16 protein-coding genes and 1 other annotated feature are annotated in these 17,050 nt (G+C 32.0%); all 16 genes read left to right on the plus strand.

The features are described 5' to 3' along the window. Nucleotides 1-12: 12 nt before the first annotated feature. The 16 genes from yqfD to glpX all read left to right on the plus strand — a co-directional run bounded on the left by yqfD (nt 13) and on the right by glpX (nt 17,021). Nucleotides 13-1,218 (plus strand): sporulation protein YqfD, encoded by a 1,206-nt coding sequence (yqfD, locus tag JOC47_RS05335; RefSeq protein ID WP_204700967.1) that lies wholly within the window; start codon nt 13-15, stop codon nt 1,216-1,218. Nucleotides 1,219-1,222: 4 nt separating this feature from the next. Next, nucleotides 1,223-2,170 (plus strand): PhoH family protein, encoded by a 948-nt coding sequence (locus tag JOC47_RS05340; RefSeq protein ID WP_204700969.1) that lies wholly within the window; start codon nt 1,223-1,225, stop codon nt 2,168-2,170. Nucleotides 2,171-2,223: 53 nt separating this feature from the next. After that, nucleotides 2,224-4,359 (plus strand): HD family phosphohydrolase, encoded by a 2,136-nt coding sequence (locus tag JOC47_RS05345; RefSeq protein WP_204700971.1) that lies wholly within the window; start codon nt 2,224-2,226, stop codon nt 4,357-4,359. Continuing rightward, entirely contained in the window at nt 4,343-4,771 is a 429-nt protein-coding gene (ybeY, locus tag JOC47_RS05350; RefSeq protein ID WP_204700972.1) for an rRNA maturation RNase YbeY, read from the plus strand. The genes JOC47_RS05345 and ybeY overlap by 17 nt, the downstream gene beginning before the upstream one ends. Next, complete coding sequence (locus JOC47_RS05355) at nt 4,771-5,472, plus strand: diacylglycerol kinase (RefSeq protein ID WP_204700974.1); 702 nt, start codon at nt 4,771-4,773, stop codon at nt 5,470-5,472. The genes ybeY and JOC47_RS05355 overlap by 1 nt, the downstream gene beginning before the upstream one ends. 27 nt (nt 5,473-5,499) lie before the next feature. After that, nucleotides 5,500-6,783, plus strand: coding sequence for a hemolysin family protein (locus tag JOC47_RS05360; RefSeq protein WP_204700975.1), 1,284 nt, complete (start codon nt 5,500-5,502; stop codon nt 6,781-6,783). After that, entirely contained in the window at nt 6,784-7,413 is a 630-nt protein-coding gene (locus tag JOC47_RS05365; RefSeq protein ID WP_204700977.1) for a DUF502 domain-containing protein, read from the plus strand. Beyond that, entirely contained in the window at nt 7,385-7,837 is a 453-nt protein-coding gene (locus tag JOC47_RS05370) for a GNAT family N-acetyltransferase (RefSeq protein ID WP_204700979.1), read from the plus strand. Before JOC47_RS05365 ends, JOC47_RS05370 begins: the two co-directional genes overlap by 29 nt. 27 nt (nt 7,838-7,864) lie before the next feature. Then, nucleotides 7,865-8,773, plus strand: a complete 909-nt coding sequence (gene era, locus JOC47_RS05375) for a GTPase Era (protein ID WP_204700980.1) — start codon at nt 7,865-7,867, stop codon at nt 8,771-8,773. A gap of 5 nt (nt 8,774-8,778) precedes the next feature. Then, nucleotides 8,779-10,128 (plus strand): magnesium transporter, encoded by a 1,350-nt coding sequence (gene mgtE / locus JOC47_RS05380; RefSeq protein ID WP_204700982.1) that lies wholly within the window; start codon nt 8,779-8,781, stop codon nt 10,126-10,128. 20 nt (nt 10,129-10,148) lie between these two features. Beyond that, nucleotides 10,149-10,844: a deoxyribose-phosphate aldolase gene (deoC, locus tag JOC47_RS05385; protein WP_204700984.1), complete on the plus strand. Its 696-nt coding sequence runs from the start codon at nt 10,149-10,151 to the stop codon at nt 10,842-10,844. Between the two features lie 21 nt (nt 10,845-10,865). Next, the gene (gene recO / locus JOC47_RS05390; protein ID WP_204700985.1) at nt 10,866-11,609 is read left to right on the plus strand and encodes a DNA repair protein RecO; all 744 of its coding nucleotides are present in this window, start codon (nt 10,866-10,868) and stop codon (nt 11,607-11,609) included. Between the two features lie 45 nt (nt 11,610-11,654). After that, nucleotides 11,655-11,819 (plus strand) — a binding site (T-box leader). A gap of 105 nt (nt 11,820-11,924) precedes the next feature. Then, nucleotides 11,925-12,809, plus strand: coding sequence for a glycine--tRNA ligase subunit alpha (glyQ, locus tag JOC47_RS05395; RefSeq protein ID WP_204700987.1), 885 nt, complete (start codon nt 11,925-11,927; stop codon nt 12,807-12,809). Continuing rightward, a complete protein-coding gene (glyS, locus tag JOC47_RS05400) occupies nt 12,802-14,883 on the plus strand; it encodes a glycine--tRNA ligase subunit beta (protein WP_204700989.1) in 2,082 nt (693 codons plus the stop codon). The genes glyQ and glyS overlap by 8 nt, the downstream gene beginning before the upstream one ends. A 505-nt stretch (nt 14,884-15,388) precedes the next feature. Continuing rightward, on the plus strand, nt 15,389-16,006 hold the full coding sequence (locus JOC47_RS05405) for an ankyrin repeat domain-containing protein (protein ID WP_204700990.1): 618 nt from the start codon (nt 15,389-15,391) through the stop codon (nt 16,004-16,006). A gap of 58 nt (nt 16,007-16,064) precedes the next feature. After that, on the plus strand, nt 16,065-17,021 hold the full coding sequence (gene glpX, locus JOC47_RS05410; RefSeq protein ID WP_204700992.1) for a class II fructose-bisphosphatase: 957 nt from the start codon (nt 16,065-16,067) through the stop codon (nt 17,019-17,021). Nucleotides 17,022-17,050 lie beyond the last annotated feature (29 nt).

A 17,050-nucleotide genomic window follows, 5' to 3' on the forward strand; every position in this document is an offset into this window, starting at 1 on the left:
ATATTGGATATTATGCTAAAACAAATAGATTATTGGCTGAAGGGATATATTAGAGTTAAAATTACTGGTAGAAGTTTAGAAAGATTAATTAATTTATTAATTGAAGAAAAAATTGAACTGTGGGATGTAATGCGAATAGAGGGGCAACTTTATACAAATATTAAATTAGAAGATATAGAGCCACTTAAAGATTATTTACAGCGCATTAATTGTCAATATGAAGTAATTAGTTATCATGGTTTACCTAATTTAGTTAAGCGAAGTTTAAATCGCAAATTTATAATAATAGGAATTATAACTTTTATTTCTTTAATTTATGTACTATCTTCATTTATATTTTTTATTGAGATTAAGGGTACTGAAAAAGTAGAAAATAAAGTTTTAAAAGAACAATTAGCAGAGTTAAAAGTGCGACCGGGAGTTTTAAAATCAAGTATTCCTTTAGAAAATTTAGAAGAAATAATCATTCAAAAAAATCGTCATATAGCTTGGGCTCATCTATATTTTCAAGGAACAAAATTAGTCTTAGAAGTAGTTGAAAAAAAGATCATAGAGACTAAAGTAAAGCCTAGTGATTTGATAGCTGAAGATTCAGGAGTAATAACAGAATTGATTGTTTTTCGGGGAACTGCAAAGGTAGAAGAAGGAGAAACAGTTAAACAGGGGCAAATTTTAATTAGTCAAGAAGTAAAAACAGTTACTAATAGACCAAAAGAAGAGCAAAGAGAAGATATTATAGAAGGAATAAAAAAAGTAAAAGCAGCTGGAATTGTGAAGGCTAAAGTGTGGTATGAAGGTTATGGAGAAGCTGCTTTAGTTAAAACTTTTACTCAACCGACTTCAGATATTCAAAAAAGTATTATTTTAAAGTATGAAAATAGAGAAATAATTTTAAGTGGACCTAAAAAGCCGCCTTATAATCACTTTTTTATCAAAGAAAATATAAAAAGATTAGCTCAATGGAGGAATATTAGTTTCCCTCTAGAAATAATTACAAAGAAATATATAAAATTAAGGAAAATTAGAGTAAAAAGAACTATAGGTCAAGTTAAAAAGCTTGCTAAAGAAAAAGCTGTTGAAAGTATCTTGCAGCAACTAGCAAAAGAAGTTATAATAATGAATAGTGACTTAAAATTAATTGAATTTAAAGAAGATAATTTACTGCGCGTAAAAGCAGTAGTAGAAGTGGAAAAAGATATTGCAATTAGGAGGGAATAAATAGTTGGTTGAGCAAACAGAAGAAATTAATTTAAATAATCAAGCAGCACGTAATATTTTTGGAAAACAAGATCAACATTTGACTACAATTGAAAATGAGTTTGATGTTGAATTAGTAGCTAGAGGTAATATAGTTAAGGTTACTGGGGAAAAGAAAAATGTAGAGACAGTAATTGATTTATTCAATGATTTAAATGAAGCATTTAATAAGCAAGGTAGATTAACAAAAAAAGAAATTGATTATGCAATTGAATTAGCAGAAAAGGAGTCAATTTCTATTAATGATCTATACTCTGATGTAGTACAGGTTACAAATTCAGGTAAAAAGATTAGACCGAAGACAATTGGACAGAAAATATATCTTGATGCTTTGCGTGAGAATGATATTGTCTTTTGTATTGGCCCAGCAGGAACAGGTAAAACCTATTTGGCTGTAGTAATGGCAGTTAATGCTTTGATGAGCAATCAGGTTAAAAGAATTATCTTAACGCGTCCAGCAATTGAGGCTGGAGAAAATCTAGGTTTTCTGCCAGGGGACTTGCAAGAAAAGGTAGACCCTTATTTGCGTCCTTTATATGATTCATTATATGATGTATTAGGGAATAAAAAAGTAGATGAGTTGTTAGAAAAAGAGATTATAGAAATTGCTCCCTTAGCTTATATGCGAGGGCGTACTTTAAAAAATTCTTTTGTTATTCTAGATGAAGCTCAAAATACGACTAAAGAGCAGATGAAAATGTTCTTAACGAGATTAGGTCCTAATTCAGAAGCAGTAATCACTGGAGATATTACTCAGGTTGATTTGCCGCACCGTGGTCATTCAGGTTTGGCTCAAGCTGAAGATATCTTAAAGCATATAGATGGGATTAATTTTACTTATTTAACTAATCGAGATGTGGTCAGACATAAGTTAGTAAAAGAAATCATTGATGCTTATGAACAAGAACAATAGATTAATCTATTGTATATGGTTATGATCATATCTATAATTTAGGAGTGAAAGTTATGGGGTTATGGGATCAATTGCAAGAAAAATTAGAGTTTGATAAAATAAATTTTTATAAGAATAAGAAATTTCAACAAATCACATGGTTGATAGTCGTGCTGTCTATTTTAGCTGGGATTGTAACTATTGATTTGTTGCCTAGTAGATTACAGGTAGGACAAGTTAGTGAAAAGGATATTAAAGCTCCAAGAACAGTTACTTATGTAGACCAAGAAGAAAAGGTTAAAGCTGAAGCTAGAGCAGTGGAGAAAGTTAAAAAACAATATCAAAAGCAAGATAATGTAGAACAGAAAGTACTGGCTAAAAGTAATAAGTTTTTTAGTTCAGTTATTAGCTTACAACAGGAGCAGGGGACGACAAATGAAAAAGTAAAGAAGTTAGCTCAAACTAGTGAATTAAAGTTGAGTTCTGAAGAGTATCTTTACTTATTAAAAAAATCTCCCCAAGAGTTAAATGATCTTAAAATAGATGTTAATCAACTTTTAACTCAACAGCTGGAAACAGGAGTTAAAAGTGATGAATTAGAAACTGCAAAAAATAATTTGAAACAAAAAAGTCAAGAATTAGGAGAAGCTAAAATCTATAAGTCAATTGTTAGCTCTTTGACAAAACAATTAATTATGCCTAATCAGATTTATGATCAACAATTAACACAACAGAAGAAATCAGAGGCTCGTGAAAATATAGATTTAGGAAAAGTTACTAAAACTATTCATAAGGGAGAAGTTATCATCCGTCATGGCAAAGTGGTAACTTCAGATGATATAGAAAAACTAGAAGCATTAGGTTTAAGAAGTGCTAAGAATAATTATTTGAATATTATTGGCTATATTATTGTGGTTTTGATTCTTTCATTATTAGTGGTTATTTATATGCAGCAGTATCAACCACAATTAATTGAAAATAACGGAGTGATATCTCTATTAGGATTATTGCCAATCATTATTTTGCTATTAGCAAATATAGCAAAATATTTGCCGCTTGATCACCCTGGTTATGTAGTTCCAGTGGCAGCTTGTTCAATTATTATTGCTATTTTACTAGATACAAATTTAGCAGTTATATTCACTGTAATTTTATCATTTTTAGTGGGGTTGATTACTAATGGTGGTATTGCTGATATAGCAGTAATTATAGTTAGTGGTATTACTGGAATTTATAGTGTATCAGAATTAAGCCAAAGAACGGATTTAGTGAGAGCTGGTTTTATAGTAGGAGGGGTTAGTTCTTTAACTATCTTTGGTTTTCTGTTAATTGAAAACTCTTTAGACCTAATGTTGCTACTTAAAATGGTTCCTTTGGGTTTATTAAATGGTATTATTGTGGCAATTGTGACTAATGGATTTTTACCGTATGTAGAAAACGTTTTTGGGATTACTTCTCCAGTTAAATTATTGGAGTTGTCTAACCCTAATCATCCGTTATTAAAAAAATTATTAGTAGAAGCTCCAGGAACTTACCATCATAGTGTTATAGTTGGTAATTTAGCTGAAGCTGCTGCAGATAAAATTGGGGCTGATTCATTGTTAGTCAGAGTTGGTGCTTATTATCATGATATTGGTAAAATAAAAAGAGCTTACTTTTTTACTGAAAATCAAATTGGTTCTGAAAACCCTCATGATAAATTATCACCTAATTTAAGTACTTTAATTATTACTTCACATGTTAAAGATGGAGTTGAATTAGCTCAAGAATATAAATTACCTTCTGATGTGATTGATATTATCAAGCAACATCACGGGACTAGTTTAGTATCTTTTTTCTATCAAGAAGCAATGCATGATGAAAAATATAAACAAGTAGATAAAGATGAATTTAGATATGATGGTCCTAAACCGCAAAATAAAGAAGCAGCCTTGATTATGCTCTCTGATATGGTAGAAGCAGCAGTTAGAGCTAATCCTACTGCTCAGAGCAATCCAGGTCGTTTAGAAAAGTTAGTGCGAGATTTAATTAAGCAGAAATTGGACTCTGGTCAATTAAATGAAAGTGATTTAACTTTAAAAGATTTAGATAAGATTGCTAAATCATTTGTTAATATTCTAAAAGGGATTTTTCATAATCGGATTGAATATCCTGATAATCTTGCTAAACAGTTTGATGAAGGAGGTCAAAGTAATGGAAATTCTAATTAATAATTTGCAGGGGGATTCTGAAATAGACTCAGAAGTTAGTGATTTAATTACAAAAGTAAGTAAAAGAGTACTAGAAGTAGAAAAAGTAGATAAAGAGGTTAGTATTGCTTTAGTAGATAATCAGTATATTAAGGAATTAAATGATAAATATCGTAGTAAAAATGAAGCAACTGATGTGTTGTCTTTTCCACAAGAAGATGAAAATCTGTTAGGTGATATAATCATTTCTATTCCCCGAGCTAAGGAACAAGCACAAGAGTATAACCATTCATTAGCTCGAGAAATTGGATTTTTAACAGTTCATGGGATGCTTCATTTAACTGGTTATGATCATCATGAACCGCAAAAAAAAGAAAAAATGAGAGCTAAAGAAGAAGAAATTTTAGCTCATTTTGATTTAAGTAGAGATTAATGAAAATATTAAAGAAATTAACTGATAGTTTTAATAATGCAATTGTAGGAGTGGCTAAGGCTTTTGTACTAGAAAGAAATTTGAAAATTCACTTTGTAGTTGCTATTATTGTTATGGTTTCAAGCTTATTATTGAATATTAATGAAATGGAATTATTAATTTTGTTATTGACTGCTAGTGGAGTGATTGTAGCTGAAATTTTCAATACTGCAATTGAAAAAGTCTGTGATTTGATTACAGAAGATTATCATCAGCAGATAAAACTAATTAAAGATATTTCTGCTGGTGCTGTATTAATTACTGCTACAAGTGCAATTGTAGTAGGTTATGTTATATTTTCTCGTAAATTAGATTTAACGTTGAATTTATTATTTAAGCTGAGAAATAATGTAATGCATATTACTTTTCTTTCCTTATCAATTGTAGTTGTGATAGTAACTGTTTTTAAGTTATACTTTAAAAGAGGTACGCCTCTACATGGGGGGATGCCTAGTGGACATACAGCAACAGCATTTTGTTTATTAACTATTATTGCAGCAATTACTGAAGACGTCTTGGTTCTTGGTCTAAGTCTAGTCTTAACTACATTAGTAGCGCAAAGTAGAGTTGAGAGTGGAGTCCATAAACTTAAAGAAGTATTTTGGGGGGCAGTAGTGGGATTAGCAATTGGGATAATCGTACTACAACTATTATATTTATGATTGGCAAATTTAAGGAGGAATTGTTGTATGGGAATACAGAACTGGTATGAACCAGTAAGTTTTATAATTTTATTAGCTTTATCTGGATTCTTTTCTGGGTCAGAGACAGCTTTGATGTCGGTTAATAAAGTTGAAATTAGACATTTGGCTCAAGAGGGAAATAAAGAAGCACAAATTGTAGATAGACTATTAGGTAAGCCCGATAACTTATTAACAACTATTTTAGTAGGAAATAATTTAGTTAATGTTGGAGCTTCTGCCATTGCTACTAAGGTAGCTACTAATATTTTTCATAATTTTGGAGTTGGAATTTCTACGGGAGTTGTTACCTTGTTATTATTAATTTTTGGTGAAATTACTCCTAAATCTTTAGCAACGCGAAAGGCTAAGCAATTTTCAATGACTGTTGCACGTCCCATTGAAATTTGTTATTATTTATTTTATCCACTAGTTAAGGGGCTTAGTTTTTTAGTGCAAGTAGTAAATAAAGATGGTAATACGCCAGGTACTAAACCGTTTATCAGTGAAGACAAAATTAGAAGATTTTTGGCTGTAGGAGTGCGTGAAGGAGTAATTGAAACAGATGAAAGACAGATGATTAATAGTATTTTTGAGTTTGATGATATTACAGTTAAAGAAATAATGGTGCCGCGAATTGATATGATTTGTGTAGATGTAAATGATTCAATTGAAAAGTTACGTGATATAGTTGTTCGCATGGGTCTATCTAGAATTCCTGTTTATAATGGTAGAATTGATAATATTGTAGGGATTGTGTATGCTAAAGATTTACTACCACTACTAAAAGGTGATAAACCTGAGATTACTATTCAAAAAATTATGCGTCCAGCTTATTATGTACCAGAAAGTAAAAAAATTGATAATTTATTTAGTGAATTAAAAAAAGAAAAAATACATATGGCTATTGTTTTAGATGAATATGGAGGTACTGCAGGATTAGTAACTATTGAAGATTTATTAGAAGAAATTGTAGGGGATATTCAAGATGAATATGATGAAGAAGAGAACTTAATTCAACAGCCTGATAGTAATCGAATTATTGTAGATGGGCGAGTAGATATTGATGAAATTAATGATCATTTAGATATTTCTTTACCGGAAGAAGATTATGAAACTATTAGTGGGTTTGTATTAAGTATGTTAGGTTATGTTCCTGATGAAGGAGAGAAAATTGAATTTGAAGATTTAGAGATTACTGTTACTAAAATTAGTCAGCGTAGAATTTCTAAAGTGAAAATTGAAAAGAAGTCTAATGAAGATTTTGCGGAGTTAGAACAGGAGGAAGAATAAATGCTAAAGGAAATACGTAATTATTTTATTACAGGTTTAGTAGCATTAATTCCTCTCTGGGCGACTGTATCGATAATTATGGCCGTAGTTAATTTAGTGGAAAAAAGATTTGGCCCAGTAGTTGAATTAGCTATTGGTCAGCAAACTCATGGCTTGTTGAGTTTAGGCTTAACCTTTATTATAATTTTAGGAGTAGGGGCCATAGCTCGTAATGTAATTGGTAAAAAATTAATTGATATGGGAGAGAAGTTTTTAAACAAAATTCCTATCGTCAGAAAGATTTATTTTACTGTACAACAATTAGTTAGTGGGTTATTTCTGCGTAATAAAACTGCTTTTGAAGATGTTGTGCTAATTGAATTTCCTAAAGAAGAGGTTTATCAAATTGGTTTTTTAACTAATGATAATACAGGAGAGATTAGCGATAAGACTGAACAAAAGTTAGTTAATGTTTTTGTACCTACTACTCCAAATCCCACTTCAGGACGTTTAGCATTAGTACCACAAGATGAAATTATTGATTTAGATATGACAGTAGAAGAAGGACTGAAATATGTTGTTTCTGCTGGAACTGTAATCCCAGAATTTAGAGGTGAAAATAATGGAAATCAAGATCAAACGATTAACTAATAATTTTCAAAAAATAATTGAGGAAATAATAGCAATTGAAAAAGAAGCCTTTGGTGAAGGTGGATTAAATCATTGGGGGGTTCCTCCTTTTATTTATCATGGGGCAGTATATGTAGCTATGGTTGATAAAGAAGTAGTAGGAGTTATAGAATATATGAGAGATTTTGATGATAAAGATAAAACATATTTATATGGCTTAGCCGTAGCTAAAGACTATCGGGAACAGGGAATAGGAAATAAATTATTAGAATACTCATTAAATGAGTTAAAAGAGCGCAAAATAAATACAGTGGAATTAACAGTTGAACCTGATAACGAGGCTGCTCTTAATTTATACCGGCAGTTTGATTTTGAAAAGATAGCTTATCGTAAAGCAGAATATGGTCCAGGAGAAGATAGAGTGATTATGAAATTAAGTTTATAATAGTCTATAAGGGAGGGTTTATAGTAGATGAATAATTTAGAAGCAGAAGAAGGTTTCAAATCGGGGTTTGTTAGTGTAGTGGGCCAACCTAATGTAGGTAAATCGACATTGATTAATAATTTAATTGGGCAAAAGATTTCAATTACTTCACGTAAAGCACAAACAACACGAAATAAGATTCAATGCATTTTAACTTTGGATGATGCTCAATTAGTATTTATTGATACTCCTGGAGTTCACCGTGCTGATGATAAGATGGGGGAATATTTGAATAATGTCAGCTATGATGCTTTAAAAGAAATTGATTTAGTATTGTTCATGGTTGATGGGAATTATCCGCCCAATAATGATGATAAGAAAGTAGCAGCCGAATTGACTAATTTAGGAGTGCCAGTATTATTAGTAATTAATAAAATTGATAAAATGTCTAATGAGCTGGAAGAAAGAATTAACCAATATCAGAGGTTAGGAAATTTTGATGATGTAGTAGCTATTTCTGCGCTGCAAGAAAGGAACCTTGATTATTTATTGGATTTAATGGTGGATTCATTAGAAGAAGGTCCTAAATATTATCCAGATAATATGATTACCGACCAGATTGAACAGTTTATTATCACTGAATTAATTAGAGAGCAGGTCCTTAATTATACTCATGAAGAGGTACCTCATTCAGTAGCTGTAGAAATAATTGATTTTAATGAACGTAATGATGAAGAATTGATTGATATACGAGCCAATATATATGTAGAAAGAGACTCCCAAAAAGGTATTTTGATTGGAAAGAATGGGAAAATGCTCAAAAAAATTGGCAGTCAAGCTCGGACTGAAATTGAAGATTTATTAAATAGTAAAATCTTTTTAGACTTATGGGTTAAAGTCAAGAAAAATTGGCGTGATAAAGAGGATGCATTGAAAATGCTAGGTTATCGGGGGTAATAGCAATGGAAGCAGAAAAGCTAATTGCTGAAGTTAAAGCTGCTGTTGATAATAAAGATAAAGTTAAGATTAAAGAGATATTTTCTCAATTATATCCCGCGGATATGGCTGAACTAGTAGCAGAGCTATCATCGCAGGAATTAAAATTTATCATCCCCGTTATCTCTTTAGAAAAACTAGCTTTTTCTTTTTCTGAGTTAGATACTAATACGAGAAATGTTTTATTGAATTTTTTAACTCCACAACAGCTAAAAGTAGTTTTAAATGAGATGTATTCTGATGATGTAGCTGATTTGTTAGGAGAACTAACAATTGGTCAAAGTAAAGAACTATTAAAATTAATGAAAAATAAAGATGCTCAACAGATTCAGAAGTTATTAGGTTATGATGAAGAAAGTGCTGGAGGCATCATGACCACAGAATATTTAGCAGTTAAAGATGACAAGACTGTGGAAGAAGCCCTAAATAAAATTAGAGAAATATCTACTAAAACAGAAATGATTTATTATATTTACATAATAAATCCTAATAAAGACTTATTAGGAGTCATCTCAATGCGAGAGTTATTGACTGCTGATGCGCAAAAGAAATTAAGAGAGATTATGCATAGTAAAGTAATTAAAGCTACAGTAAATATGGACCAAGAAGAAGTAGCTAATCAAATGTCTAAATATGATCTATTGGCTATTCCAGTAGTTAATAATCATAATCAATTGTTAGGAATTATTACTGTAGATGATGCATTGGATGTAATAGAAGAAGAGGCGACAGAAGATATTTATAAGATGGCTGCTACTTCTGAATTTGAAATTACAGCAGCAGAAGAAGGAATTCTTAGTGGTGTTTTTAAGCGTTTACCGTGGTTAATAATTCTTTTGTTTGCTAGTATGCTTTCTGGTACAGTAATTGGTACTTTTTCGGAGTCTTTATCAGAGGTAGTTGCTTTAGCTTTTTTTATTCCTACCTTAACAGGTACGGGAGGAAATGCAGGAACTCAGTCCCTAGCCATAGTAGTTCGTGGCATAGCTACTGGTGATTTAGATCGTGATAAAATGTTCCACCATTTATTTAGAGAAGTTAGAGTAGGGGCTACTACAGCTTTAATCTGTGGATTGATTATTAGTTTAATTGCCTTCTTCTGGCAGGGGACTTATTTTATTGGTGCAGTAGTAGGTTTAGCAATGTTCTTTACAATTATAACTGCTACGTTGGTGGGGACTACTATCCCTTTTATTATAGATTATTTAGGGGCTGATCCAGCGGTAGCAGCAGGACCATTTATTACGACTCTGATTGATGTATCTGGATTATTTATTTATTTTAGTTTAGCTAAAGTTTTATTACAACATCTATAATGTTAATGAGGTGATTTAGTATGGCAATCAAACCTAAAGATATGGCTAAAATAGTTGATCATACTATTTTAGGTCCGCAGGCTACAGTGCATGATGTAAAAGACAAATGTATGGAAGCAAAAGAGTATAATTTAACAGCTGTTTGTGTGCAACCTTGTTATGTACCGTTAGCAACTCAATTATTAAAAGAAAGTTCAGTTAAAGTAGCAACAGTAATTTCTTTCCCCCTAGGAGCTGAAACAGTAGAGACTAAGGCATATGAAACGAAAGATGCAGTGCGTAATGGGGCGCAAGAAATTGAAATGGTAGCAAATATTAGTGCTATTAAAGAGAAAAAATGGGATTTAGTGCGTGAAGAGATCAAAGCAGTAATTGATTCTACTAAAATAGCTGGCGTAACTAAAGATATCATTACTAAATTAATTATTGAGACTTGTTATTTAACAGAAGAGGAGATAAAAAAAGTTAGCGAATTAGCTAAGAGTCAAGGGATTGGTTTTATTAAGACTTCTACTGGTTTTGGTTCAGCTAATTCACAGCCAGAGCAGGTAAGTATTATTCGTAAAGTAGTAGGACGCAATACAGGAGTAGAAACACTAGGTAATGTAGAAGATTTCAATGATGCAATTGAAATGTTAGATGCTGGTGCAAATCGTATTGGTACTGAATATGGTGTAGCAGTAGTAACTGGTAAAGGATTGGATGAAGAAGATTAATATACGCTAGGACTGATTATTATGCCACTTTTTGATACAGACGCTATTGTATTGCGTCATTATGAATTAGGAGAAGCTGATAAAATCATTGTTTTATTTAGTAAGCAGCGCGGTAAAATCAGAGTAGTAGCTAAAGGTGTTAGAAAGACTAAAAGCACCTTAGCTGCTGGATTAGAACCTTTTACTTATAATCACGTCTTAGTTTATCAAGGTAACTCTGATTTGGGGAATTTGAGTCAGTGTGATATTGAAAATTCCTTCGCTGATTTGAGAAATGATTTTGTTAAAATGTCTTATGCTTCTTATGCAGCCGAGCTAGTTAATGAATTGACTATTGATAAAGATGTCAATAAGTCACTATTTAACTTATTATTGATTACTTACCGCCTGTTATCAAATTCTGATAAGAATAATTTGGTGATTAGAACTTTTGAGTTGAAGTTATTAAATTTATTAGGGTACCGACCTTATTTAAATTCTTGTGTAAAGTGTGGTACTGAATTAAATAGTAATTTTAGATTTAATGCTACTGAAGGTGGAGTAGTGTGTGCAGAGTGTGCTGAAAGTTGGAATGATAAGATTAGTTTAGGAACAATTAAGTTTATGAACAGATTATTAGACCTTGATTATAAAGGGATTATGAAATTGAATTTACCTGCTTATGCTCGTGAAGAGCTAGGGGCAATTGTACCTAATTATATTGAAAGTATAATTGATAAAAAACTTAAGGCGGTTTCATTTTTGGAAATGATAGATATTGATTGACAATAGGATTTAGTTTTGATATATTTAAAACGTCAATTGAATAAATTAATTACAATGAATAAAAGTAGTAGGCGGCCGCTATTATTGAAGCGAGCTAGTGTTGGTGGGAGACTAGCATAATATGTTGTTGAAGGCATTTAGGAGTAATTTTAGAAAGAGAGTCCTTGATGGATTAAACAGGGTGGAACCGCGGGTAACCTCGTCCCTGATAGCGGAAATGCTATTAGGGACGAGGTTTTTTTAGTTTTATTTAGAATAGAGAATTGATATTTTAATTATCAATTATTAATTAAATAAACTTTAGGAGGTTGAAGTATGGAATTTCAAGAGATGATAAATTCGTTAAATGAATTTTGGACTGAGCAAAATTGTATTTTAAGACAACCTTATGATGTGGAAGTGGGTGCAGGAACATTTAATCCATCTACTTTCTTGCGTTCTTTAGGTCCTGAGCCTTGGAATGTGGCTTATGTTGAACCTTGTCGTCGTCCGACTGATGGGCGTTATGGAGAAAATCCTAATCGTTTACAGCATTATTATCAATATCAGGTGATTATGAAACCTTCTCCTGATAACATTCAAGAAATTTATTTAGAGAGTTTAGAAGCATTAGGGATTGACCCTGATAAACATGATATCAGATTTGTAGAAGATAACTGGGAATCTCCAACTTTAGGTGCTTGGGGACTTGGTTGGGAAGTTTGGTTAGATGGTATGGAAATTACGCAGTTTACATACTTTCAGCAGGTAGGAGGCATTGAATGTCAGCCTGTTTCTGTAGAGATCACTTATGGTTTAGAACGAATTGCAATGTATTTACAAGAAGTAAATAGTGTCTATGATATTAGTTGGGTAGATGATATTGATTATGGTAATGTTCATCATCAAGGAGAAGTTGAACATTCAACTTATAATTTTGAAGAAGCGGATATAGATATGTTGCTTAAATTATTTGATTTATATGAAGGAGAGGCAGAGAGGATAGCCAAAGAAGGTTTGGTGTTGCCTGCCTATGACTATGTATTAAAATGTTCTCATGTCTTTAATCTATTAGATGCTAGAGGAGCTATTTCTGTGACTGAACGAACTAATTATATTGGTCGGGTTAGAGATTTAGCTAAATTGTGTGCTCGAGCTTATGTAGACCAAAGAGAAGAATTGGGACATCCATTGTTAACTGGAGGTGCTGATAATGAGTAAAGATTTATTATTAGAAATCGGAACGGAAGAGATACCAGCAGGCTTTATGCTGCCAGCTTTTGAACAATTAGAAGAGTTGGCCCAAGAATTGTTTGAACAAAAGAGAATTGAAATTGCTGATGTCTTAGCTACTGGTACACCGCGTCGTCTTACTTTATATATTGAAGATGTAGCAGAGGAACAAGAAGATTTAGAAAAAGAAATTCGGGGTCCTGCCAAGAATATCGCTTTTGATGATAATGGTGAAGCTACTAAAGCAGGAGAAGGTTTTGCTCGAGGTCAAGGATTGACGCCAGATGAATTAGAGATTCGTGATACTGAAAATGGAGAATATGTATTTGCCTGTACAACTGAAGAAGGGCAAGCAACTAAAGAATTGTTGCCAGATTTATTAGAAGAAATTATTTTTAAATTAGATTTTCCTAAGTCAATGCGTTGGGGCAGCCAAGATATGAGATTTGCGCGACCGATTAAATGGTTATTGAGTTTATATGGTACAGAGACAATAGAGTTTTCTGTAGCAGAAGTAGAAGCTAGTAATTGGAGCCGAGGTCATCGTTTCTTAAGTGAAGGACAGATTGAAATTGAACAGCCTGAGGCTTATTTTGATTTATTGGAAACAGAAGGAGTAATAGTAGATCATAGTCGTCGTCGTAAGATGATAGTAGAGCAGATTGAAGAGATTGAAAGAGATAAAGATGTGACAGTAGCAATTGCTGATGATTTATTAACTGAGGTTAACTTTTTAGTAGAATATCCAACTGCTTTATGTGGTAGTTTTGCAGAAGAATTCTTGCAATTGCCAGAAGAAGTATTGATTACTTCAATGAGAGAACATCAGCGTTATTTTCCTGTGCGTGATCAAGAGGGAAAATTAAAGAATTTATTTATTACAGTTAGAAATGGTAACGAGGGACATCTTGATATAGTTCGTGAAGGGAATGAAAAAGTACTGCAGGCAAGATTAGCTGATGCTAAGTTTTTCTATGAAGAAGACCAACAAGCTCCTTTGGAAAATAAAGTAGAACAGCTAAAAGATATTATTTTCCAAGAAGACTTAGGTACTATTTATGAAAAAGTAGAAAGAATGATTGATTTAGCTCAAGAATTTGCTTCTGATTTAGAATATACAGCAGATGAAATTGAGCAAGCTCAACGTGCTGCTAAATTGGCTAAAGCTGATTTAGTGACAGAGATGGTTAATGAATTCTCTAAATTACAAGGTGTAATGGGACGAGAATATGCTCTAATTGATGGAGAAGATGAAGCTGTAGCAGAAGCAATATTTGAACATTATTTACCACGATATGCAGATGATAAACTTCCAGAAAGTAAAATTGGTAGAGTAGCTAGTTTAGCTGATAAGATTGACAATATTGTTGCTTGCTTTAGTGTAGGATTGATTCCAACTGGTTCTCAAGATCCTTATGCTTTAAGGAGACAGGGTTTAGCGGTTGTCAAAATAATTACTGATGCTGAATTAGATATTACTTTAGAGCAGTTAATCAATTCTGCATTAGACCTATTAGAAGATAATGATAAGTTAACTAGGTCTAGAAATGAGATTAAAGAGGATTTAATGGACTTCTTTGCTTTGCGTTTAGAAAAGTTATTAGAAGATAATGAAATTAGATATGATGTCATTAATGCAGTTTTAGCAACAGACTTTAGTGATGTTAATGATACTATCTTACGAGCTGATGCAGTAATGAAATTTAGAAATGAAGAAGGATTTGCTGAATTAATCACTGCTTTTGAACGAGCTAGTAATTTAGCAGATAAAGGAAAAAAAGAAGAAGTAAAGCCGGAGTTATTTACTGATGATTCTGAAAAGAAATTATATGCGGAATATCAAGATTTAAAATCTAAAATAGCTGATTTGATTGCTAAACAAGATTATTTAACTGCTTTAAAGCAAGTAGCTACTTTAAAAGAAGCAATTGATAATTTCTTTAATTCCGTTATGGTTATGGCAGAAGATGAAGAAATTAAAGAAAATAGATTAGGATTATTAAAGTCAGTTACTAATTTATTAAGTAAAATAGCTGATTTAACTGAGATTGTAATTGATTAGTGTACAATAAAAAACAATAGTGTACATTATTTATTAAGGTCATTATTCCTTTGAGGGGGGTAATGGCCTTTTTTTTATATAAAGTGTAACCTTCGTGATTAAGATAAAATGATTTCTTCGCTTATAAATCTAGTTTGATTCGTCTAAACTTATCTTTTACTTCATTAAGACTCATTGACAAACTAGATTTGAAGTCGCTGCGAAACAATTTTATCTTAATCCAAGACAGTTTTACTTTAAGTGTGGAGGCAGGGGTATACTATTTTACTTTTTCATTTTTAATTTATAAAGTGCAACTTTATATAGAATAAGTACAACACAATAAAACGCAATAATAACCTAATAATGAATTATTTTAATATATATGTTGCATTTTTATAATTATTACACTATAATAAGAGTGTAAATAGTTGTTTAAGAGCAATATATAACCTAATAAAGTATATTTAATCAGTATTATGTTGTATATTAAGTGCAACATAAAAACTAACAGGAGGGGTTTATTGTGAATAATACTTGTTTGAAGAAGAGAGTTAATGGTAATGTTGGCGAGACAAAGTTGATGAAGGTAGTGAAAGAAAAAGCAGATTTAGAAGTGATTAAAAAGTTCTTAGCTACAAGTAAGGATATTAATGCTAGAAATCGTAGTGGATTTACAGCTTTGATGTTTGCAGCCTTATCTAATGATGACCCAAAGGCTATAAGGTTATTATTAGATGCTGGAGCAAAAGTTAATGTTAAATCTTCTTTGGGGAGAACTCCATTAATGTATGCTGCTAGATATAATACGGTAGAGGTAGTGGAAGAATTAATAGCTGCTGGAGCTAATGTTAATGCTCAAGAAGGATTAGGAAGAACAGCATTGATTTATGCTACAGAAAATTCTAATAGTCAAGAAATAATTAAAAGATTAGTTGAGGCAGGAGCAAAATTAGATCTAACAGATGCTAGTGGAAACAATCCTTTATTATGGGCTGTGAAAAATAATGAATCATTAGAATTAATTAACTTTTTAGTTGAATTAGGAATTAATGTAGAGGAAGAAGATAAAAGAGGGCAAAGTCCATTTTCATTGTTGCAAAATTGTTGTAGTTCTGCTAAGTTAAATAGTTTATTAGCTTAGTTACTAATATTTAGTAAATTAAGTATTAAAAATTTAACCAATGGAGGAGGGAGAAGAGATGAAATTAGATTTAGATAAAAATTTAAGTAGAGTAACAGAGAAAGCTGCTTTAGCAGTAGCACCTTTAATAGGTAATAAAGATAAGATGGCAATAGATAAGGCGGCTGTTGATGCAATGCGAGAAGCGTTTGCTAATATTAATCTGGGGGCTAAAATAGTAGTAGGAGAAGGAGAAAAGGATAAGGCACCTAGTTTTTTTCAAAATGAGAAAGTAGGAAGAAAGAATAAACATGAAATGGATTTAGCGATTGATCCGATTGAAGGAACAGAATTTGCTGCCCAATATAAGCCTAATGCTGTAACAGCATTAGCTGGAGTAGAAAAAGATAAAATGTTGCGTGTGCCAGATATTTATATGAATAAAATAGTTGTTGGCCCCGAAGCTAAGGGCAAGGTGAGTTTGGATAAGGGAGTACTTGAAAATTTAGCTATAGTAGCTGGTGCTAAAGATACATCGATTGATGAGTTGACTGTTGCCGTTTTAGATAGAAAGCGTCATCAAGATTTAATTCATGAAATTAAGTCAGCTGGAGCTAATGTGAAGTTGATTTCAGGAGTGGACTTAATTTGGAGTATTGCTGCAGCAAAAGGAGTAGCTGGGATTGATATATTGCTAGGGGCTGGAGGAGCGCCAGAAGGAGTTTTGACAGCAGCAGCAGTGAAGTGTTTAGGGGGAGATATGGAAGCACAGTTATGCCCGCGCAATAAAAAGGAGAAAGAAAAAATGAGGAATGTAGGAATTAATAACCTGCATAAAACTTTTACTTTAAATGAAATTATTTCTGGAGAAAAGATTATATTTTCTTTAACTGGAGTTACAGATGGAATATTAGTAGATGGTATTAAAGATAATATTCCCCAATCAATTGTTATGAGACGTGAATCAGAGTTAAAATCATATATTAGAGAAATGGAAACTAATTATTCAATTACAGAAAATTTGAAAATAAGTTAAACTCAGACTCCCTGACCTGAGATAAGTCT

It is taken from the genome of Halanaerobacter jeridensis (assembly GCF_016908315.1).
GTDB lineage: Bacteria > Bacillota > Halanaerobiia > Halobacteroidales > Halobacteroidaceae > Halanaerobacter > Halanaerobacter jeridensis.